Below are 20,301 nucleotides of genomic sequence, written 5' to 3' on the forward strand. Positions count from 1 at the left end.
GCGGTGGGAGCGAGGGGGGCCACGGTGACGTTCACCGTCACGCACGCCCGGCTGGACGGCGGTCCGGCCCGCCTCCGGCTCGCGGGTGAGCTCGACCTGGGCACCGCCCCGGAGCTCACCGCCGCCATCGACCGGCTGGCCGCCGAGGGGCACCATGAGCTGCTGCTCGACCTCACCGAGCTCAGCTTCTGCGACTCGACCGGCATCGCCGCGTTCGTGCGCGGCGACAACCTCGCGGCCGCCGCGGGCGGTTGGTTGCGGATCACCGGGGCGACCGGGCGGGTGGCCCGGGTGCTCCGGATGACCGGGCTGGACGACGTGCTGCGCTACGAGGCGGACACGGCCGACCCGGCCACGCCGGCCGCCTCCTGATCGGATAGATTTCCCCGCCGGTGGTCGACCTGGCCGTCGGCGCCTCCACCTCCGAGACGAAGCAGGTTTTCCCATGGGTCATGGCACCCCGAGCCCCGTTCGTATCCTGGTGGTGGACGACGACCCGGGTGACGTCCTGATGATCGAGGAGGCGCTCGAGGACTCGGACGTCGAGAAGATCATCGACGTGGTCAACGACGGCCAGGAGGCGATGGAGTTCCTCCGCCGCGAGGGCCGGCACACCGAGGCCCAGCGGCCCGACGTCATCCTGCTCGACCTCAACATGCCGCGCATGGACGGGCGTCAGGTGCTCGGCGAGGTGAAGCGGGACGAGGACCTGCGCACCATCCCGATCGTCGTGCTGACCACCTCCAACGCCGACACCGACATCCTCGGCAGCTACACGCTCCAGGCCAACGCGTACGTGACGAAGCCGATCGACCTGGACGACTTCAACGACGTGGTGCGCCGCATCGACGAGTTCTTCGGCCGGGTGGTCGTGCTCCCCAAGCACGCCTGACCGCCTTCGTCCGGGCATCCGGATGCTGAACATTTTGCGGGAACGGCCACGGGCGTGCCCGCCCGCCGCCCAGGATCGTCAGGTGGGGAAGTGACACCAGCTGCCTGGGGGGCGACACGCATGAGGTTCTCCGTGGTTGAGACCGGTTACGACCAGCGGCAGGTGGACTCCTGCCTGGACGAGCTGGGAATCCGGTTGGTCCGGCTCGCCGCCCGCGCCGAGAGCGCCGCCGGCGCCGGCCGGGAGTGGGACCAGATCCGGGAGGACGCGACCCACCTCTGCGACTTCCTGCGCCGCCGCACCGCCGTGGTGGACGGCGAGGTGGCCGCCGGGACGGCCGCCGAGCGGGAGGCCGCCGCGCTGCTGGCCCAGGCCCGCAGCGAGCTGGAGGCCGCCCGGGAGGAGGCCCGCCAGGTCCGCGAGCAGGCTTACACCGAGGCGGTCCGTGCGCGCCGGGACTTCGAGGCGGCGCTGCTGGCCCGCCGCCGGCGCGAGGCCCGCGTCGACGAGGTCCTCGCCGGGGTGCGCGGCGACGTGGTGTCCCCGGACACCCCGACCGCCGCCGCGGGGCTGCCGACCGGTGGCGCCGCCGAGCGCAGCGCGGCCTGAGCGCCCGCTCAGACCAGCGCCGCCACCACGGTGGTGGCCCGGTCCTCGTGCTTCGCGTACGCGTCGGGGAACGCGGAGACCTGCACCGCCTGGGCCGCCGCGGTGAGGCTCATCTCGGTCCAGCCGGGCACCTCCTTGAGCGCGGTGAAGAACGCGCGGGCCGCGTACGCCGGCCGCATGATCTCGGCGACGGTGCCCCAGCCGCTGCTGGGCCGCTGCTGGAACAGCCCGATCGAGTCGTGGTCGGAGCCGCTGCCCTGGTGCGGGTAGTCGAACGACTCGGGGAGCACGTCGCTGGCCAGGTTGTAGAGGTCGCTCTCCTGCATGGCGGTGGCGACGGCCACCACCAGTGCCCGGCGGGGCATCCTCATGGCCAGGCCGGCGTCGACGATCGCCTTGGCGTTGTCCATCTGCCGCTGGTCCAGCCCGGCGACGGGCCGGGGGTGCCGGGGCCGGACCGGCTTCTTCGGCGCCTTCCTCGTGGGCGTCGGGCTGGGCGTGGCGACCGGGATCGGGGTGACCGGCACGGCGACCGGCGGGGCGCTGCGCTCGAAGTCCCGGGAGGCCCGCTGCTCGCTCGCCACCCGGTCGGCGAGCGCCTCGCGGACCGGCTCGTGCGCCTGCCCGGTCGACCGCGCGCCGACGACCCCGATCAGGCCGAGGCAGCAGGTCACGCCGGTGGCGACGGCGACCCGGGCGGGGGTGGAGCGGATCGGCCCGCGCCGTGCCGGCTCCGGGGCCCGGTGCCGGCCGATCGTCCGTTCGGCTGATGCCGGGTCGATCGTACGGCGAGCGGGTGAGGTTTCGGTCGGCTGCTGCTCTGCGGGCTCGTCGGGATGCACCCGCCGAGGCTAGAAAGCTTCCCGGCGCTTGCCATCGGGGTAGTTGGTGGCATGCGTCACAATTTGCCGCTATCCGCCCGCGCATTACGCTCGGTAGAACATGAAATCGATCTCTCTCGCCTTTCGTATTTTCCGGTCATGTCGGAAAGTCCGGCATGGAACGTGCGCATGATCATCTTTTCGGCGGTTCCGGCCGGCCTCCTCCGTTCGGGGGAGGGCAAGCCGTTCACCTGGGGGTATCCGCGTGGGCCGGAGAGGCCAGGCGGGCGGGTCCGGCGGCGTACCCGGATCACCGCCACCCGCGGGCCGGCGGCTCGATACGATGCGGACGGTGACGGAGCAGATGGTCGATGAGCGGGCCGCCGGAGAACCCGCCGGCCGCCGAGGCCGGCGGGGGCTGATCGTCAGCGTCTGCGCCGTCCTGCTCGCCGTGCTGCTCGTCGGCCACCGCGCGGTGCCCAACGTGCACGGCCTGGGCAGCCTCGTGGACAGCGCGACGCCACTGCTCGGGCTCGGCGTACCCCTGCTCGCGCTCGCGGCGCTGCTGCGCCGGTCCCGGCCGGCCCTGCTCGTGGTCCTGCTGCCGGCGGTCGTCTGGGCGGCGCTCTACGGCGGGGCCTGGCTGCCGCCGGCCTCCGGCGCGGGCGCTACCTCGCTGCGGGTGGCCAGCCAGAACCTGCGCTCCGGCAACCCCGACCCGGCCGCCACGCTCGACGCCCTCGCCGACGCCGACCCGGACCTCATCGGGCTCCAGGAGGTGGACGACGGCGGGCGGGTCGCCGCCGCGCTGGCCGGCCGCTACCCGCACCGGGCCGCGGTCTCCACCGTCGCGCTGTGGAGCCGCTGGCCGATCCGCGAGGCGCACGGCCTGGACACCGGCCTCGGCTGGGAACGGGCCCTGCGGGCCGTGGTCGCCGCCCCGCAGGGCGACCTCGCGGTGTACGTGGTCCACCTCGGCTCGGCCCGGGCCGGGCACACCGCCACCCGCGACGAGACCGTCGCCGCCCTCGCCGCCACCGTCCGGGCCGACGACGCGCCCCGGCTCGTGGTGCTCGGCGACCTGAACACCGCCACCACCGACCGGGTCTTCGCGCCGCTCACCCACCTGCTGCGCGACGCCCAGGCCGACGCCGGACAGGGCTTCGGCTTCACCTGGCCGGCAGGGCTTCCGGTGACCCGCCCCGACCACGTCCTCTTCCGGGGGCTCACCCCCACCGCGGCCGGCGTGCTGCACACCCCCGACAGCGACCACCGGGCGGTGACCGCCGGTTTCCGCTGGTGAGCGTTCAGTGTCGGCCGTTCTCCGCCGGGGTGACGGTCAGCCGGTGCCGGCTGTTGTCGCCGCTGGAGAACGGCCACAGCCGGTCCGCGTGCGCCACCAGGTCGGCCAGCTGTTCACGGGTGAGTCCGGCCGAGGAGATCTCGGCGTGCACGTCGGCCCGGTACCGGCCGTCGTCGTCGCGGCCCAGCTTCGCCGCCGCGGTCACCTCGACCGTGTGCGCCTCGTCGGTGATCTCACCGGCCGCCTCCACCGCCGCGTGGTGCAGGCAGGAGGCGAACGCGGCCGCCAGGAGCTGCTCGGGCGTCAGACCGGTGCAGTGCGGCGCCAACGGGGACGCCAGGGCGGAGGAGAGACCGCCGTCCTCGGTGCGTACGTGACCGCCCGCGGCGGTCGCCGTGGCCGTCTCGGCCAGCCAGGAACTCGGATCCGGCATCGCGTTCCTCCCGTCACTCACCCGCCCGGCTACCCGGCCCCCGCCCGGCGAAACCGCGCCTGAGCGGGCCGGGCGTCAGCCGGCCCGGCCCGTCGGGTACGCGTCGACGGCGATCGCCTCGGTCGCCTCGGCGGCCGCCCGGTCGGTCCACGGCGACACGGGCACGCGCCGCTGGCGGGGAGCCACCGCGATCATCGGCACGTAGACGCGGGCGTCCACCACCTCGGCGAGCAGCAGCGCGGCCATCAGGCTGCTCGGCCGGGTGGTCGGGTCGGTGGCGAGGCAGCGCCGGCACAGGTCGGCCGCCTCGGCCGGCAACCCGTCGATCTCGGGCAGCGGCTCCGGCGGCCGGCGCCGCCCCGAACCGAGCAGCTGGGTGGTGGTGTCGGCCGCGTACGGGAGGCGACCGGTCAGGCAGTAGTAGAGGAGCACGCCCAGGGCGTACATGTCGGCGGCGGGGGTGGCCGGCTGCCGGTCGAGCTGCTCCGGCGCCAGGTACGCGGGCGTGCCGACCACGATCCCGTCCGGGGTGTGGTCCGGTGCGCCCGCCGGGGTGGCGATCCCGAAGTCGAGCACCTTCACCCCGGCCGGGGTGAGGATCACGTTCGCCGGCTTCACGTCCCGGTGCACGATGCCGTGCGCGTGCGCCGCCGCCAGGGCGGCGCTCACCTCGGCGCAGACCCGCACCGCGATCCGCCAGTCGAGCGGGCCGCCGCGCAGGTGGGCGGCGAGCGTCTCCCCCTCGGCCAGCTCCATCACGATGTACGGCACCGCCCGCCCGTCCGGCAGGGCGGCCGTGCCGAAGTCGTGCACGCTGGCCACGTTCGGGTGCACCAGCCGGGCCGCCGAGCGCGCCTCGGCCCGGATCCGCTCCACCGAGGTGGCCTCCCCGTCCAGCCCCGGCGAGATCAGCTTCACCGCGACGGTCCGGTCGAGAACGAGGTCGTGCGCCCGCCACACCTCGGACATCCCGCCGATGCCGACGCGCCGTTCGAGCTCGTACCGCCCGCCCAGCGTCCTCATCGACCACTCCTCGCCCTCGTCCCGTCACCTCAGGTCTCGCTACCCGGGCCCCGAGCAGGGCAAACCGCCGGGGTTCCCGCCCCCGGGCGGGGTAGCTTCGCGGGCAGGGGATCGTGTCGACGGCGATACGGAGGGTGACCGTGGGTCTGGTGCGCGTGCGGTTCGTCGGCGGGCCGGCCGACGACCTGGTCCGGGACCTGCCCGCCGACCCGGACGGGGCGCCGCCGCCGCGGTGGATCCTGCGCCATCCGGACCGGCCGCCCGGCGGCGAGGCGGACCACCTCTACGAGCGCGACCACCACCACGACGGGGGCGACTGGACGATGCGCTACGTGCGCACCGACCCGTTCGGCGCCACCGAGTGAGCCCCGTCAGGCCGCCCGCGCGCCGGTGGTGTCGAGGATGACCGAGGCGACCAGCTCCGGGTCGTCGTGCATCGGCACGTGCCCGCAGCCGGTCAGGTCCAGGTGCCGGGCCGCCGGCAGCCGGGTCCGGGCCAGCGCGGCCTGCCGGTAGGGCAGGATCCGGTCCCGGGTGCCCCAGGCGACCGTCACCGGCACGGTCGGCGCGCCGGCGAACGCGTAGCCGCGGCCGGCCCGCGCCACCGCGCGGAAGGCCCGCGCCTCGCGCAGCGCCCGCGCGTCGGCCAGCGCCTCGGTGAGCGCCATCCGGTTCGGCCGCGCCAGGATCATGCCCAGCGCGAGGGTGCGCAGCGCCGGGTTGCCGAACAGCGACCGCAGCACCGGCTCGGGCAGCCGCGCCGCGTTGCGGTGCAGGGTGAGCACGGTGAGCGCCCAGCGCAGCTCGCGCGGTGTGCAGAAGCCGGCGGGGGAGAGGGCGGTGGCCGAGGAGACCGCACCGGCGGCGGCCAGCTCCAGCGCGATGGCGCCGCCGAGGCTGTTGCCCGCGACGTGCGGGCGGTCCAGCCCGAGCGCGGCGAACAGCTCCGCGACCGCGGCCACCAGGCCGGGCATGTCGGCGGGCAGGCCGGCGGGGGGCACCGGCGAGCGGCCGAAGCCGGGCAGGTCGACGGCGATCACGTCGTGCGCCTCGGCGAGCCGGTCCAGCACCGGCGACCAGGCGGCCCAGTGGTGCCCGATCCCGTGCAGCAGCACCAGCGGCGCGCCGGCCCCGCGCCGCTCGAAGACCACCTCCACCGCGCTCATCGGGTCACCCTTCCGTTCGCGACTGCGGGGCTCGCAGGATCGGCTCACTCCTCGCGCTCACCGTCGCACGTCCGGCGTACTCGCTCCGAAGCCCCGGCCCAGCGCCCGGGCCTGCTGCTCGATGAGCGGGACGGTGTCCCGCGCGGTCCGGCCGATCAGCCGGTCGGCGAGCGGGCTGACCAGCACCGACCGGACCGCCTGCACGGCGCCGACGGCTCGGGGCACGTAGACCCGCCGCTGGCGGCGCTCGATCGCTCGGACGAACGCCGCGGCGCACTCCTGCACCGTGGTGGTCCGCCGCATCGGCCAGGGCAGCTTCGCCAGCGCCGCCTCGAACGCCGGCAGGTCGGCCCGCGCCTCCCGGACCAGGTCGGTGTCCACCCAGGACGGGTGTGCCGTGCCCACGGCCACCCCGCGGTGCGCCAGCTCCAGCCGGATGGCCGTGCCGAAGTGCTCGACGCCGGCCTTCGAGGCGCAGTAGGCGGCCATTCCGGGCAGCGCGGCGAACGCGGCGGCGGACGAGACGATCAGCAGGTAGCCCCGGCGGGCGGTGAGCGCCGGCACGGTCGCCGCCGCGGTGCGCATCGCCCCGATGAGGTTCACCTCGACCGTTCGGACCAATGCCTCGACGTCGCCGACGGCGATGGTGCCCCGGTTGGCCACCCCGGCGTTCGCCACCACGGCGTCGATGCCGCCCAGCGCCGCGACCGTGCCGTCGACGGCGGCGGCCAGCTCGGCCTGGTCGGTGACGTCGGCGGGAAACCACACGTGCCCGGGACCGAGCTCCGCCGCGAGCGCGGCGAGGCGGTCGGGCTCCAGCCCGACCAGCGCCAGCCGTGCGCCCCGGGCGGCGGCGAGCCGGGCGGTGTGCTCGCCGATGCCCCGGGCCGCCCCGGTGACCAGCACGACCTTGCCGGCCAGCCGGCCGGCGGGACGACCGTCGATGGACATGCCGGCAAGTTACCACCGGGTAGCAGGCTGGGGAAGGCGTGTCCGCGGCCAGGCCCGGACGCCCTGTCCGGCCAGCCATTCCGGGCCGTCGGCGCCGCGGGCCAGCGCGCCCACCGCCAGCATCGCGGCCCGCGCGGCGTCGGGCGCGGCCACCGTCACGGCGGCCCACGGCGAGTCCGGCGCGGCGCCGGTGCGCGGATCGCGTACCCCGCCGCCGTCCGGGCGCAGCACGTCGGCCGTGACCAGCGCGCCGCCGGTCAGCGTGGCCGGCCCGTGCGCCACCCGCCAGCCGCCCGCCGGCGCCGGCCCCGCGACGGCCACCCGGGACCCGACCGTCACCAGCACCCCGATCCCGTGCCGGGCCGCCACCTGTTCGGCGCACCGCTGCACCAGGTACGCCCCGGCCGTCGCGCCCAGGTCCAGCCAGAGCGGCGGGGGCACCGCCAGCAGGTCCCCGCGCAGCGACACCGCGCGCCAGCCCCCGCCCCGGTCCACCCGCCCCCAGCCCGAGCCGCAGGCCGGCAGCGGGACCGCCGACCGGCGCAGCCGGGCCCCGCCGACCGTCGGGTCCACCGCGCCGCCGCTCGCCTCCGCCGCGCCCAGCGACACCGCCACCAGGTCGCGCAGCAGCGGGCCGACCCGCACCGCCCGGCCCGTCGCCCGGTGCGCCCGGGACAGCTCCAGGTCCACCGCACGCAGCCCGGCCAGCCGGCGCGCCACGGCGCGGCGGGCCGCCGGCAGCGCCGTACGATCGGACACCGCCACCCGGACCGCCGCACCACGACTCCACCAGCGGAGCTCGAAGAACCCGTCCACGCTCATGCGCCGAGCGTCCCCGGCGAGGCTGGAGGGGACGTGGGCCGTGCCTGTGCTCCGGCTGTGCGTCCGTCCCGCCGGGCCGCGTGGATGCCCGCGACCGGCCCGCACAGCTGGTACACAGGATCAGGACAGGACCGGCACAGCGGGTGCGCCCACGATGGGGGTCATGGTCATGAACGGGCAGGCCGCGCAGGGCCGGATCGAGCTGCGCCGACCCGACGGCGAACCGGTGCGGGTGCTGGTGGTGGACGACGAGCCGACGCTCACCGACCTGCTCTCGATGGCGCTGCGCTACGAGGGCTGGCAGGTGACGACCGCCGGCAACGGGATGGCGGCCATCAGCGCCGCCCGGCAGTTCAAGCCCGACGCCGTGGTGCTCGACGTCATGCTCCCGGACCTGGACGGCTTCCAGGTGCTGCGCCGGCTGCGCGAGCAGGCCCCCACCGTGCCGGTGCTCTTCCTGACCGCCCGGGACGCGGTGGAGGAGCGGATCGCCGGGCTCACCGTCGGCGGCGACGACTACGTCACCAAGCCGTTCAGCCTCGAAGAGGTGATCGCCCGGCTGCGCGCCCTGCTGCGCCGCTCCGGGTTCGCGGTCGCCGCCCGCGAGGAGGCCGTGCTCACCGTCGGCGACCTCAGCCTCGACGAGGACAGCCACGAGGTACGCCGCGGCGACGACCTCATCAACCTCACCGCCACCGAGTTCGAGCTGCTGCGCTACCTGATGCGCAACCCACGCCGCGTGCTCAGCAAGGCGCAGATCCTCGACCGGGTCTGGAACTACGACTTCGGTGGTCAGGCCAACGTGGTCGAGCTGTACATCTCGTACCTGCGCAAGAAGATCGACGCCGGCCGCGAGCCCATGATCCACACCCTGCGCGGCGCGGGTTATGTCCTCAAGCCCGCGGAGTGAGCGGGGCGGTCGGCTGCGGCAACGGCTGGCCGGCTGGTCGCTGCGTCGCCGCCTCGTGCTCTCCGTGGTGGCACTGCTGGCCCTGGTCAGCGTCGGCATCGGCGGCCTGACCACCGTCGCCCTGCGCCACTTCCTGATCCGGCAGGTCGACGACCAGATCACGGCCGGCGACCGCCGACGCGAGAACGTGCCGGACATCTTCCGGGACCAGCCGACGCCCGGGCGGCCCGGCGACGCCGGGCTGTGCGAGGCGCTCCAACCACCGCCCGGCTTCCCCGTGAACTCCGTCGCCGTGAAGGTCGACGGTGGTCAGGTCACCTGCGCCAAGATCAGGACCGGTCCTCGCGTGGTCGAGTCGTTGCCGGCTGAGCAGGCGACGGAGGCGGCCGCGCAACCCAGCGACGGGCGGCCCCGCACCGTGGACATCGGGGACCGTGGCGACTACCGGGCCGTCGCCCATCAGATGGCCGACGGAGACGTCCTGGTCTTCGCCGTCCCGCTGTCCAGCGTGAACGACACCGTCATGTGGGTGCTGGTCGCCCAGGCCGGGCTGGTCACCGCCGGGCTGATCATCGCCGGCGGGCTCGGCGCGCTGATCGTCCGGGCCGCGCTGCGCCCGCTGAACCGGGTCGCCGCCACCGCCGCCCGGGTCGCCGAGCTGCCCCTGGACCGGGGCGAGGTGGCCCTGTCGGTGCGGGTGCCGGCGGCCGACACCGACCCGCGTACCGAGGTCGGGCAGGTGGGGGGCGCGCTCAACCGGATGCTCGGCCACGTCGCCGCCGCGCTCGCCGCCCGGCAGGCCAGCGAGACGCGGGTACGCCAGTTCGTCGCCGACGCCAGCCACGAGCTGCGTACCCCCCTCGCCGCCATCCGCGGCTACGCGGAGGTGGCCCGGCGCGGCCGGGACGAGGTCCCGCCGGACGTGGCGCACGCCCTGCGCCGGGTGGAGTCGGAGAGCACCCGGATGACCAGCCTCGTCGACGACCTGCTGCTGCTCGCCCGGATCGACTCCGGCCGCCCGCTCGCGGCCGAACCGGTCGACCTCACCGCCATGGTGGTCAACGCGGTGAGCGACGCCCACGTGGCCGGCCCCGAGCACCGCTGGCAGCTCGACCTGCCCGACGAGCCGCTGACCGTCACCGGCGACGCCCACCGCCTGCACCAGGTGCTGGCGAACCTGCTGGCCAACGCCCGCGTGCACACCCCGCCCGGCACCACGGTGACCACCCGGCTCACGCCGGTCGCCGGCGGCGTCGAGCTGAGCGTCACCGACGACGGCCCCGGCATCCCCGAGGAGCTGCAACCGGAGGTCTTCGAACGGTTCGCCCGCGGCGACAGCTCGCGCTCCCGCGCCCACGGCAGCACCGGCCTCGGGCTGGCCATCGTGGCCGCCGTGGTGGAGGCCCACCACGGCCAGGTCGAGGTGGCGAGCCGCCCCGGCCGGACCGTCTTCACGGTGCGGCTGCCCGAACGCACAGCGGACGCATAGGCCACCCACGGGGCCGGGTCAGCGGGCCGGCCGAGGCTTGCCGGCATGGACAGAACAGAGAGTCTGCTGACCGCGCCCACGACCGGGTCGCCCGCGACCGACCCGGCCCCCGCGCCCGCCCCGGAACCGGTCGCGATCGCGGCGCCGCCGCCGGCCGAGCCGCCCCGCCGCGACCCGCGCTGGACGCGACCGGCGCTGCTCGGCCTGCTGCTGGCCACCGCCCTGCTCTACCTGTGGGGGCTGGGCGCCTCGGGCTGGGGCAACGCGTTCTACTCGGCGGCCGTGCAGGCCGGCTCGGAGAGCTGGAAGGCGTTCTTCTACGGCTCCTCGGACGCGGCCAACTCGATCACCATCGACAAGACCCCCGCCTCGCTCTGGCTGATGGCCCTCTCGGTCCGCGTCTTCGGGCTGAGCAGCTGGTCCATCCTCGTGCCGCAGGCGCTGCTCGGCGTCGCCTCGGTCGGCGTCCTGTACGCCGCCGTCCGCCGCTGGTACGGGCCGATCGCCGGCCTGCTCGCCGGCGCCGTGCTGGCGGTCACCCCGGTGGCCACGCTGATGTTCCGGTTCAACAACCCGGACGCCCTGCTGGTGTTCCTGCTGGTCGCCGCCGCGTACGCGACGGTGCGCGCGGTCGAGACGGCCAGCACCCGGTGGATCACGCTGACCGGCGCGCTGGTCGGCCTCGGCTTCCTCACCAAGATGCTCCAGGCGTTCCTGGTGATCCCGGTCTTCGCCGGGGTCTACCTGCTGGCCGCGCCCACCGGCTTCTGGCGGCGGATCCGCCAGCTGCTGCTGTCCGGGCTGGCCGTGGTGGTCGCCGCCGGCTGGTGGGTGGCGATCGTCGAGCTCGTGCCGGCGAGCGCCCGCCCCTACGTCGGCGGCTCGCAGCACAACAGCATCCTGGAGCTGACCCTCGGCTACAACGGCCTCGGCCGGATCACCGGTGACGAGGAGGGCAGCGTCGGCGGCGCCGGCCGGATGGGCGGCGGGGGCGGGGGCCCGTTCTCCGGACAGACCGGCCTGCTGCGGATGTTCGACACCGAGGTCGGCGGCCAGATCTCCTGGCTGCTGCCGGCCGCGCTGATCCTGCTGGTCGCCGGGCTGTGGCTGGCCGGGCGGGGGGCGCGTACCGACCGGGCCCGGGCCGGGCTGCTGCTCTGGGGCGGCTGGCTGCTGGTCACCGGGCTGATCTTCAGCTTCATGTCCGGGATCTTCCACGCGTACTACACGGTGGCGCTGGCCCCGGCGGTCGGCGCCCTGGTCGGCATCGGAACGACCCTGCTCTGGCGCGCCCGGAGGCGTGGGTTCGCCGCCACCGTGATCCTGGCCGGCGCCCTCGCCGTCACCGCCTGGTGGTCCTGGCACCTGCTCGGCCGCAGCGCCGACTGGCACCCGTGGCTGCGCACCGCCCTGCTCGTGGTCGGCCTGGCCGCCGCCGCGCTGCTGGTCCTCGCCGACCGGCTGCCCCGGCGGGTGGCCCCGGTGCTGCTCGCGCTCGGTGCGGCGGCCGCGCTCGCCGGCCCGGTGGCCTACTCGCTCCAGACGGCGGCGACCGCGCACACCGGCTCGATCCCCAGTGCCGGTCCGTTCGTGCAGGGCGGCTTCGGCCCCGGCGGCCGCGGCGGGTTCCCGGGCGGCGGTCGGCTGCCGGGCGGCATGGAGTTCCCCGGCGGCCAGTTCCCGGCGTTCCCCGGCGGCGGCACCGGCTTCCCGGGCAGCCAGAACGGCACCGGCTTCCCCGGCGGCGCCACCGCCCCGGGCGGCGGCAGCCCCCAGTTCCCCGGCGGCGGCCGGTCGCAGGGCGGCGGCATGGGCGGGCTGCTCGACGCCCGCGAGCCGAGCGCCGAGCTGAAGGCGCTGCTGGAGGCCGACGCGGACGACTACACCTGGGTCGCCGCGACGGTCGGCTCGAACAACGCCTCCGGCTACCAGCTCGCCACCCGCGAGCCGGTGATGCCGATCGGCGGCTTCAACGGCAGCGACCCGTCGCCGACCCTCACCCACTTCCAGCGGTACGTCGCCGAGGGCAGGATCCACTACTTCATCGGCGGCGGCGGGTTCCGGGCCAACGGCGGCAGCAACGCCTCCGCCGAGATCGCCGGCTGGGTCGCCGAGAACTTCACGGCGCAGACCGTCGACGGCGTGACCGTGTACGACCTGAGCAGCGGAAAGCAGGGCTGAGCGATGGCCGACACGCGCGAACCCCGGGCCGCGGTGCAGGCCCGGCCCACGGCGCCCACGGCGGTGCTCGACGTGGTGGTGCCCGTCTACAACGAGGAGGCCGATCTCGCCCCCTGTGTCCGGCGGCTGCACGCGCACCTCACCGCCCACTTCCCGTACCCCTTCCGGATCACCGTGGCGGACAACGCCAGCGTGGACGGCACCCTCGCGGTGGCCGAGGCGCTCGCCGCCGAACTGCCCGAGGTGGGGGTGCTGCACCTGGACGCCAAGGGGCGGGGCCGGGCGCTGCGGGCCGCCTGGTCGGCCTCGCCGGCGCCGGTGCTGGCGTACATGGACGTGGACCTCTCCACCGACCTGGCGGCGCTGCTGCCGCTGGTCGCCCCGCTCATCTCCGGCCACTCGGACCTGGCCATCGGCACCCGGCTGGCGCGGACCAGCCGGGTGGTCCGGGGCGCCAAGCGGGAGGTGATCTCACGCGGCTACAACCTGCTGCTGCGCGGCACCCTCGCGGTGCGCTTCTCCGACGCGCAGTGCGGGTTCAAGGCGATCCGCGCCGACGTGGCGGCCGGGCTGCTGCCGCTCGTGCAGGACACCGGCTGGTTCTTCGACACCGAGTTGCTGGTCCTGGCCCAGCGGTCCGGGCTGCGGATCCACGAGGTGCCGGTCGACTGGGTCGACGACCCGGACAGCCGGGTGGACATCGTGGCCACCGCGATGGCCGACCTGCGCGGCATCGGGCGGCTGGGTCGCGCCCTGGTCACCGGGGCGCTGCCCCTGGCCGACCTGCGCGCCCAGCTCGGCCGCGCGCCGCTGCAGGCGCCGCCGGCCCAGGTGCCGGCCGGGCTGCCCCGGCAGCTCGCCCGGTTCGCGGTGGTCGGGGTGGGCAGCACGCTCGCGTACCTGGTGCTGTTCCTGCTGGCCCGCGGCCCGCTCGGGGCGCAACCGGCGAACCTGCTGGCCCTGCTGGTGACGGCGGTGGCCAACACGGCGGCCAACCGGCGGCTCACCTTCGGCGTCACCGGTCGCCGGCACGCCGGCCGGCACCACCTCCAGGGCCTGCTCGCCTTCGCCCTCGGCCTGGCCCTGACCAGCGGCTCCCTGGCGGTGCTGCACGCCGCCGCCGGCACCCCGCCCCGCGCCCTGGAGCTGACCGTGCTGATCGCCGCCAACCTCGCGGCGACGGCCCTCCGCTTCACCCTGCTGCGCCTCGCCATGCACCACCGCGCCTGACAACTCGCCAAGATCCGGAGCGGCGACCGCGCACCGACGTGGCAGGGTGGGGGCATGTACCGGGAGGGAGCGGCACCGGGATTCCCCGGGGCCGTGCGGTGGGCGAGCGTCTCGCGCGGCGACGGGCCGGTGCGGGTGCTGCCGGACGGGTGCCTGGACCTGCTCTGGTCCAGCCGGGCGGGGCTCCTGGTCGCCGGACCGGACCGGCACGCGCACCTGTCGGTGAGCGTGCCGGGGGAGCGGTGGGTCGGGCTGCGGCTCCCGCCGGGGACCGGACCCGCCGTGTTCGGGGTTCCCGCCGACGAGCTGCGCGACCTGCGCGTGCCCCTCGACGACCTGTGGGGACCGGCCGCCACCGAACTGGCCGACCGGGTCGCGGCGGCCGAGGCGCGCGGCTGGCCGGTCGCCGGCGTGCTGGAGGAGGTGGCGCTGCGCCGGCTGCGGGCCGCGGGCGGGCCCGACCCGCTCGCCGCCCGGGTCGCCGCGCGGCTGGCGGCCGGCGCCACGATCGCCGCGACCGCCGCCGAGGTCGGCCTCGGCGTGCGGGCCCTGCACCGGCGCAGCCAGCTCCTCTTCGGGTACGGCCCGAAGACCCTCGCCCGCATCCTCCGGATGCGCCGCGCCCTCGACCTGGCCGGCGCCGGCACTCCGCTGGCCGAGGTCGCCGTCCTGGCCGGGTACGCCGACCAGGCCCACCTCACCCGCGAGGTGAAGGAACTGGCCGGCGTCCCCCCGACCCGCCTGCTGCCGGCCGGCGCCTGACCCGTCCCGGCCGGCCTGACCGCGGCGGCCGTCGTTCACTCGGTCTTGAGTGGGGCGAACAGGTCGACGCCGTTGCCGTCGGGGTCGTGCAGGACGGCGTAGCGCTGTCCCCAGAAGGCGTCCCACGGCGCCAGGTGACCGTGGTGGCCGGCGGCGGTCAGGTCGGCGTACCAGCGGTCCACCTCGGCCGGGTCGGCGCAGCGGAAGGCCAGGGCGGCGCGCGGGCCGCCGGTCGCCGGGGCGTAGCCGGGGTCGAAGCCGCGGATGGTCTCGACCGTGTCCCAGGCGAGCCGGACGCCGTTGTCGAGGGTGATCTCCACGTGCGGCTCGCGTTCCGCGCCGGGCGGGACCGGCAGCCCGAGCCGGCGGTAGAAGTCCAGGGTGCGCCCCATGTCGGTGACGACCAGACCGATGAGATCGAACTGCGGTGTCATGCCGCCACGGTAGGAGCCGGCCAGCGGGCCCGTCTTGAACGGATCGGACGGGGGACGAGTGACCGGTGTGGCCCGCACGGCCGGGAGCGGGAGCGTACGGTGTGGGACAAGTCCGGCTTAGAGCGATAAAGCTCTCATATCGGGCCGGACTCCGATGACTGGCGAAGGAAGGGAGCTGGCCGTGACGCACCTGGCCTACCTGGACGCGGGATCCGGCAGCCTGATCGTGCAGGCGGTGGTCGGCGGGGTGGCCGGCGTGGCGGTGGCCGCCAAGCTCTACTGGCGACGGCTGGTGGCCCGGTTCCGCCGGCAGCCCACCGACCAGGGCTGACCGGCGTGGCGCTTCCCGACACCGGCCTGAGCGCCGAGCCAGGCTCCTTCCGCGACCCCGGCAACCGGGTCTTCCACCGCGCCGGCGAGGTGCTGCGCGGGCTCGACGAGCGGTCCGCGCGCGACTGGCGCGCCCTGGCGGCCAGCGACTTCTTCCGCGACCTGCTCGCCACCGGTCAGGTCTGCGGCACCCAGGAGGTGTTCCCCACCCCGGTCGACGTGCCCTGGGCCGCGGTGCTGCGCCACGAGCGGATCCCGTTCGTGTCGCATCCCTACGAATGGTCGTACGGGATGCTCCGGGACGCCGCCCTGCTGCACCTGGAGGTGCTGCGCGCGGCACTGGCCGCCGGCTTCACCACGAAGGACGGCTCCGCCTACAACGTGCAGTGGCGGGGCGCCGCGCCGGTCTTCATCGACGTCGGCTCGTTCGAGGCGGCCCGCGACGGCGAGCCCTGGGCCGGCTACCGCCAGTTCTGCCAGACCCTGCTCTACCCGTTGCTGGTCCAGGCCCACCTCGGGCTGGACTTCCAGCCCTTCCTGCGGGCGCGGATCGACGGCATCGAGCCGGACCAGATGCGCCGGCTCTTCGGCGGGGCCCGGCGCTGGCGGGCCGGGGTGCTCACCCATGTGCACCTGCACGGCGCCATGCAGGACCGCAACGCCGAGGCCAGCACGAGCGCGGTGCGTGCCCAGCTCCGGGCCGCCGGCTACTCGCGCGAGCTGGCCCTGGCCACCGTGCGCGGCCTGGCGAAGCTGGTCCGCCGGCTGGACCACCGGCCGGGGGAGAGCCACTGGTCGGACTACCAGCGCACCTGCGCGTACTCGGTGCCGGACCGGCAGGCCAAGGAGCACTTCGTCGACCGGGCGGTGGCCGCGACCGGGCCGGGCCGGGTGCTCGACCTGGGCGCCAACGACGGCCGGTACGCCCGGATCGCCGCCCGGCACGCCGACCACGTGGTCGCCGTCGAGCAGGACCCGGCCGTGGTGGACGCCCTCTACCGGACGCTGCGCGACGAGGGGGAGCGGCGGATCCTGCCGCTGGTGATGGACCTGGCCGACCCGTCCCCGGGCGGCGGCTGGCGGGGCGTCGAACGGGCCTCCTTCGCCGACCGGGCCCGGGCCGACGTGGTGCTCGCCCTGGCCGTGGTGCACCACCTGGCGATCGGCCGGAACGTGCCGCTGCCCGAGGTGCTGGACCAGTTGGCCGCGTTGACCGTGACGGGCGGCAGCCTGGTGGTCGAGTTCGTCCACCCGGAGGACCCGATGGCCCGCCGGCTGCTGGCCAACAAGCCGGACGGGCTCTTCCCGGACTACCGCCGGGAGGCGTTCGAGTCGCTGCTCGCGGCGCGCGGGCGGGTCGTGGCGCGCACCGACCTGCCGTCGGGCACCCGCACGCTCTACCAGGTGGTGGTGGGTGGCTGAGGGCACGCTCGCGCCCCCGCAGGCGCCGCCGGCGCCCCCCGAGCCGCCCCGGCGCCGGGGCCGCTGGCGCGGCGAGGCGGGCCGGCTGCTGGAGGTGGTGGCGCTGGTCGGGCTGGTGGTGACCCAGCCGCTGCTGGACGTGCTCGGCCGCAGCCCCGACTTCTTCCTGTTCCACCGCGCCTCCCGGGCCGACGTGCTGCTCCTGGTGGCGTTGATCGCGATCGCGCCGACCGTGCCGTTCGCCCTGCTCGGCGCGGTCGGCCTGGTGGCCGGTCGGCTCGCCCGGGCGGCCGTGCACACGCTGGTCGTGGGGCTGCTGCTGGCCGCGCTCGCGGTCCAGGTGGGCCGGCACGTGACGCCGCTTCGGGGCGTACCCCTGCTGCTCGTGGCGGGTGTGGCCGGGGCCGCCGCGGCGGCTGCCCACCGGCGGTGGCGGGCCCCGGGCCGGGTGCTGCGGGTGGCCGCGGTCGGGCCGCTGGTCTTCGTCGGCCTGTTCCTGTTCGCGTCGCCGGCCTCGGCCGTGGTGCTGCCCAAGGGGCACGGCGGCGCCGCCGGGGTGGCCGGCGCGGGCGCCCACCCGCCGGTCGTCATGATCGTCCTGGACGAGCTGCCGCTGGTCTCCCTGCTCGGCCCGGACGGCAAGATCGACGCCGCGCGGTATCCGCACTTCGCCGAGCTGGCCGGCGGCTCGACCTGGTACCGCAACGCCACCGGCGTCAGCGGCTGGACGCCCTACGCGCTGCCGGCCATGCTCACCGGGCGCTACCCGGCCGAGCCGTTCGCGCCGCACTACTCGCAGTACCCGGACAACCTGTTCACCGCGCTCGGCGGCCTGTACGACATCAAGGCCGAGGAGAGCATCACCCGGCTCTGCCCGCCCAGCCGCTGCGAGCAGCCGGTCAGCCCCGAGCAGGGGCTCGGCGTGCTGGTCCGGGAGAGCGGGAAGCTGCTGCGGCAGGTCACCGCCCCGGTGGACAGCCGGATCGACCCGGAGGACTCCTACCGGGAGCAGACCCGGGCCGAGGCGGGGCTGGACGCGGCCGAGCCGGTGCCGGCCGACCCGAAGTTCCGCTGGGACACCCTCGACGACAACCAGCCGGCCCGGTTCACCGCCTTCCTCGCCGGGCTGCGCCCCGCCGCCCGCCCCACCCTGCACTTCCTGCACCTGCTCATGCCGCACTCGCCGTGGGCGTACCTGCCGTCCGGGGCGCACTACGCCGCCCCCGAGGACCTGCCCAACGACGGGGCCGGCTGGGTGGACCTGGCCCGCGCCCGGCACCTCGCCCAGCTCGGCTACACCGACCGGCTGATCGGCGAGACGCTGCGCACCCTGCGCGCCACCGGCCTCTACGACAAGGCGCTCGTGCTGGTCACCGCCGACCACGGGGTGAGTTTCCGCCAGGACTGGCAGGGCCGGGGGCTGGACGCCATCAACCATGCGGCCGGCCAGGTGGCCTGGGTGCCGATGTTCGTGAAGGAACCCGGCCAGCGGCTCGGCCGGGTCGACGACCGGAACTGGGAGCACGTGGACCTGCTGCCGACCATCGCCGACGAGACGCACGTGCGGATCCCCTGGCGGATGGACGGCCGCTCGGCGAGGCAGGCCCCGCGCGAGCGCGCCGACAAGCGCTTCTACGACCGGCCCGGCCAGCCGCTGACGATCACCGGCGGGGTCCCGACCCCGCCCGCTCCGCCGCCGCCCGACCCGCTGCTCGGCACCCGCGTGGGAGACAAGCCTTCCGGGGGTACGGCCACGGTGGCCGACCTCGCCGCGTTCCGCGACGTCGACCCCGCGCACGGCGAACTGCCCGCGCTGGTCTGGGGGACGGTGCCCGCCTCGGTCCCGGACGGCACCCGGCTCGCGGTGGCGGTCAACGGCACGGTCGGCGCGGTCGTGCCGGTGGTCCGGGCCGACCCCGGCGGCCGGCGCTTCGCCGCGCTCCTGCCCGACGACCGGCTCTTCGGCGCCGGCGCCAACCAGCTCGACCTCTACCGTGTCGAGGCCGACGGGACGCTGCGCCGGCTCACCCTCTCGTGATCATCCACAGGGACGGCGGGTAGCCTTCCCAGCTCGGGGTGGTCGCGCTTCCACGGGGTTTCCGAGCCGGCAAGTCGGGAATCGGGTGACGCATACCTCACCGCGCAACCATGACGAGCGGTGTCCTCCCCACCGTGATTACGGTAAAAGCGAAGGCAACTCAACGAAGATCTTGCCGGCGAAGCGAGGAACAGATGACGGAAGTCAAGCTCGACCACCCCGGTGGGCAGCTGTCGATGCCGGTACAGCCCGCGGTCGAGGGGCCCGCCGGGATCGGGGTGGGCAAGCTGCTGAAGGAAACCGGGATGACGACGTACGACCCCGGTTTCGTGAACACCGCGTCCTGCTCGTCCGCGATCACCTACATCGACGGTGACGCGGGCATCCTGCGGTACCGCGGCTACCCGATCGAGCAGCTGGCCGAGAAGTCCTCCTTCCTGGAGGTCTCGTACCTGTTGATCTACGGTGAGCTGCCGACCCAGACGCAGCTGACCGAGTTCAGCGAGCGGATCCGGCGGCACTCGCTGCTGCACGAGGAGATGCGCCGCTTCTTCGACGGCTTCCCGCGCGACGCGCACCCGATGGCCGTGCTCTCCTCGGCCGTCAGCGCCATCTCGACCTTCTACCAGGACAGCCTGGACCCGTTCGACTCCGACCACGTGGAGATGTCCACGGTGCGGCTGATGGCGAAGGTCCCCACCATCGCCTCGTACGCGTACAAGAAGTCGATCGGCCAGCCGCTGCTCTACCCGGACAACTCGCTGGGCTACGTCGAGAACTTCCTGCGGATGACCTTCGGCGTGCCGGCCGAGCCGTACGAGGTCGACCCGGTGATGGCCCGCGTGCTGGACATGCTCTTCATCCTGCACGCCGACCACGAGCAGAACTGCTCCACCTCGACCGTCCGGCTGGTCGGCTCCAGCAACGCCAACCTGTTCGCCTCGGTCTCGGCGGGCGTGAACGCGCTGTTCGGCCCGCTGCACGGCGGCGCCAACCAGGCCGTGCTGGAGATGCTCCAGAAGATCCAGGCCGACGGCGGCGACGTCCGGTCCTTCGTGCAGAAGGTCAAGGACAAGCAGGACGGCGTGAAGCTGATGGGCTTCGGCCACCGGGTCTACAAGAACTACGACCCGCGCGCCGCCATCGTGAAGAAGGCCGCCCAGGACGTGCTCGGCCGGATGGCCAAGCCGGACCCGCTGCTCGACCTCGCGGTGCAGCTGGAGGAGATCGCCCTCGCCGACGACTTCTTCGTCTCCCGCCGGCTCTACCCGAACGTGGACTTCTACACCGGCCTCATCTACAAGGCCATGGGCTTCCCGACCAAGATGTTCACGGTGCTCTTCGCGCTGGGCCGGCTCCCCGGCTGGATCGCCCAGTGGCGCGAGATGATCAACGACCCGGAGACCAAGATCGGCCGCCCGCGGCAGATCTACACCGGCTACACCGAGCGGGACTACGTCCCCGCCACGGAGCGCTGAGCCCGGT

General features: G+C 75.1%; 21 protein-coding genes. 14 read left to right on the forward strand and 7 right to left on the reverse strand.

Annotated features, from left to right (window positions below; translation table 11 throughout):
* Positions 1–24 precede the first annotated feature (24 nt).
* The 3 genes from FXF50_RS24705 to FXF50_RS24715 all read left to right on the forward strand — a co-directional run bounded on the left by FXF50_RS24705 (position 25) and on the right by FXF50_RS24715 (position 1,501).
* Positions 25–372, forward strand: coding sequence for an STAS domain-containing protein (locus FXF50_RS24705; protein WP_148431262.1), 348 nt, complete (start codon positions 25–27; stop codon positions 370–372).
* A gap of 73 nt (positions 373–445) precedes the next feature.
* Positions 446–892, forward strand: coding sequence for a response regulator (locus tag FXF50_RS24710; protein WP_148431263.1), 447 nt, complete (start codon positions 446–448; stop codon positions 890–892).
* Positions 893–1,012: 120 nt separating this feature from the next.
* Positions 1,013–1,501, forward strand: a complete 489-nt coding sequence (locus FXF50_RS24715) for an ATPase (protein WP_148431264.1) — start codon at positions 1,013–1,015, stop codon at positions 1,499–1,501.
* 8 nt (positions 1,502–1,509) lie between these two features.
* On the opposite strand, the gene FXF50_RS24720 is transcribed toward FXF50_RS24715, so the two are convergent.
* Entirely contained in the window at positions 1,510–2,343 is an 834-nt protein-coding gene (locus FXF50_RS24720) for a hypothetical protein (RefSeq protein ID WP_187399808.1), read from the reverse strand.
* A 331-nt stretch (positions 2,344–2,674) separates the two neighbouring features.
* On the opposite strand from FXF50_RS24720, the gene FXF50_RS24725 reads away from it, so the two are divergent.
* On the forward strand, positions 2,675–3,625 hold the full coding sequence (locus FXF50_RS24725; RefSeq protein WP_255510180.1) for an endonuclease/exonuclease/phosphatase family protein: 951 nt from the start codon (positions 2,675–2,677) through the stop codon (positions 3,623–3,625).
* Between the two features lie 4 nt (positions 3,626–3,629).
* Here the strand turns inward: FXF50_RS24725 and FXF50_RS24730 are convergent, their stop codons facing one another.
* Both FXF50_RS24730 and FXF50_RS24735 read right to left on the reverse strand, forming a co-directional pair.
* Positions 3,630–4,058: an OsmC family protein gene (locus tag FXF50_RS24730; RefSeq protein WP_091309083.1), complete on the reverse strand. Its 429-nt coding sequence runs from the start codon at positions 4,056–4,058 to the stop codon at positions 3,630–3,632.
* A 75-nt stretch (positions 4,059–4,133) separates the two neighbouring features.
* Positions 4,134–5,081 carry a serine/threonine-protein kinase gene (locus tag FXF50_RS24735; RefSeq protein WP_148431265.1) on the reverse strand — a complete coding sequence of 316 codons (948 nt, stop codon included), beginning with the start codon at positions 5,079–5,081 and terminating at the stop codon, positions 4,134–4,136.
* A gap of 140 nt (positions 5,082–5,221) precedes the next feature.
* Between FXF50_RS24735 and FXF50_RS24740 the strand changes: the two genes are divergently transcribed.
* On the forward strand, positions 5,222–5,446 hold the full coding sequence (locus FXF50_RS24740; protein ID WP_091321664.1) for a hypothetical protein: 225 nt from the start codon (positions 5,222–5,224) through the stop codon (positions 5,444–5,446).
* A gap of 6 nt (positions 5,447–5,452) precedes the next feature.
* Here the strand turns inward: FXF50_RS24740 and FXF50_RS24745 are convergent, their stop codons facing one another.
* Genes FXF50_RS24745 through FXF50_RS24755 form a run of 3 tightly spaced genes read right to left on the reverse strand, consistent with a single transcriptional unit; the run spans position 5,453 to position 8,020 of the window.
* Positions 5,453–6,247, reverse strand: a complete 795-nt coding sequence (locus tag FXF50_RS24745) for an alpha/beta fold hydrolase (protein WP_148431266.1) — start codon at positions 6,245–6,247, stop codon at positions 5,453–5,455.
* Positions 6,248–6,304: 57 nt separating this feature from the next.
* Positions 6,305–7,198: an SDR family oxidoreductase gene (locus tag FXF50_RS24750; protein ID WP_148431267.1), complete on the reverse strand. Its 894-nt coding sequence runs from the start codon at positions 7,196–7,198 to the stop codon at positions 6,305–6,307.
* A 9-nt stretch (positions 7,199–7,207) separates the two neighbouring features.
* Positions 7,208–8,020 (reverse strand): FAD:protein FMN transferase, encoded by an 813-nt coding sequence (locus FXF50_RS24755; RefSeq protein ID WP_148431268.1) that lies wholly within the window; start codon positions 8,018–8,020, stop codon positions 7,208–7,210.
* A gap of 169 nt (positions 8,021–8,189) precedes the next feature.
* Here FXF50_RS24755 and FXF50_RS24760 point away from each other — a divergent pair, with 169 nt between their 5' ends.
* Genes FXF50_RS24760 through FXF50_RS24780 form a run of 5 tightly spaced genes read left to right on the forward strand, consistent with a single transcriptional unit; the run spans position 8,190 to position 14,592 of the window.
* Complete coding sequence (locus FXF50_RS24760) at positions 8,190–8,930, forward strand: response regulator transcription factor (protein ID WP_148431372.1); 741 nt, start codon at positions 8,190–8,192, stop codon at positions 8,928–8,930.
* Positions 8,908–10,419 (forward strand): cell wall metabolism sensor histidine kinase WalK, encoded by a 1,512-nt coding sequence (locus tag FXF50_RS24765; RefSeq protein WP_148431269.1) that lies wholly within the window; start codon positions 8,908–8,910, stop codon positions 10,417–10,419. Before FXF50_RS24760 ends, FXF50_RS24765 begins: the two co-directional genes overlap by 23 nt.
* A 45-nt stretch (positions 10,420–10,464) precedes the next feature.
* The gene (locus tag FXF50_RS24770) at positions 10,465–12,600 is read left to right on the forward strand and encodes a glycosyltransferase family 39 protein (RefSeq protein ID WP_148431270.1); all 2,136 of its coding nucleotides are present in this window, start codon (positions 10,465–10,467) and stop codon (positions 12,598–12,600) included.
* Between the two features lie 3 nt (positions 12,601–12,603).
* Complete coding sequence (locus FXF50_RS24775; protein ID WP_148431271.1) at positions 12,604–13,830, forward strand: bifunctional glycosyltransferase family 2/GtrA family protein; 1,227 nt, start codon at positions 12,604–12,606, stop codon at positions 13,828–13,830.
* 54 nt (positions 13,831–13,884) lie between these two features.
* A complete protein-coding gene (locus FXF50_RS24780) occupies positions 13,885–14,592 on the forward strand; it encodes a helix-turn-helix domain-containing protein (RefSeq protein WP_148431272.1) in 708 nt (235 codons plus the stop codon).
* A 35-nt stretch (positions 14,593–14,627) separates the two neighbouring features.
* On the opposite strand, the gene FXF50_RS24785 is transcribed toward FXF50_RS24780, so the two are convergent.
* A complete protein-coding gene (locus FXF50_RS24785) occupies positions 14,628–15,026 on the reverse strand; it encodes a VOC family protein (RefSeq protein ID WP_148431273.1) in 399 nt (132 codons plus the stop codon).
* A gap of 181 nt (positions 15,027–15,207) precedes the next feature.
* Here FXF50_RS24785 and FXF50_RS29440 point away from each other — a divergent pair, with 181 nt between their 5' ends.
* The 4 genes from FXF50_RS29440 (at position 15,208) to FXF50_RS24800 (ending at position 20,294) form a co-directional block, all read left to right on the forward strand.
* Positions 15,208–15,357 carry a hypothetical protein gene (locus tag FXF50_RS29440; protein ID WP_167364301.1) on the forward strand — a complete coding sequence of 50 codons (150 nt, stop codon included), beginning with the start codon at positions 15,208–15,210 and terminating at the stop codon, positions 15,355–15,357.
* A gap of 5 nt (positions 15,358–15,362) precedes the next feature.
* Positions 15,363–16,778, forward strand: coding sequence for a class I SAM-dependent methyltransferase (locus FXF50_RS24790; protein WP_148431274.1), 1,416 nt, complete (start codon positions 15,363–15,365; stop codon positions 16,776–16,778).
* A complete protein-coding gene (locus FXF50_RS24795; RefSeq protein WP_148431275.1) occupies positions 16,771–18,816 on the forward strand; it encodes a sulfatase-like hydrolase/transferase in 2,046 nt (681 codons plus the stop codon). Before FXF50_RS24790 ends, FXF50_RS24795 begins: the two co-directional genes overlap by 8 nt.
* Positions 18,817–19,010: 194 nt before the next feature.
* Positions 19,011–20,294, forward strand: a complete 1,284-nt coding sequence (locus FXF50_RS24800) for a citrate synthase (RefSeq protein ID WP_148431276.1) — start codon at positions 19,011–19,013, stop codon at positions 20,292–20,294.
* The last annotated feature ends 7 nt before the right edge of the window (positions 20,295–20,301 follow it).

The sequence above is a fragment of the Micromonospora sp. AP08 genome (assembly GCF_008085935.1).
GTDB lineage: Bacteria > Actinomycetota > Actinomycetes > Mycobacteriales > Micromonosporaceae > Micromonospora > Micromonospora chersina.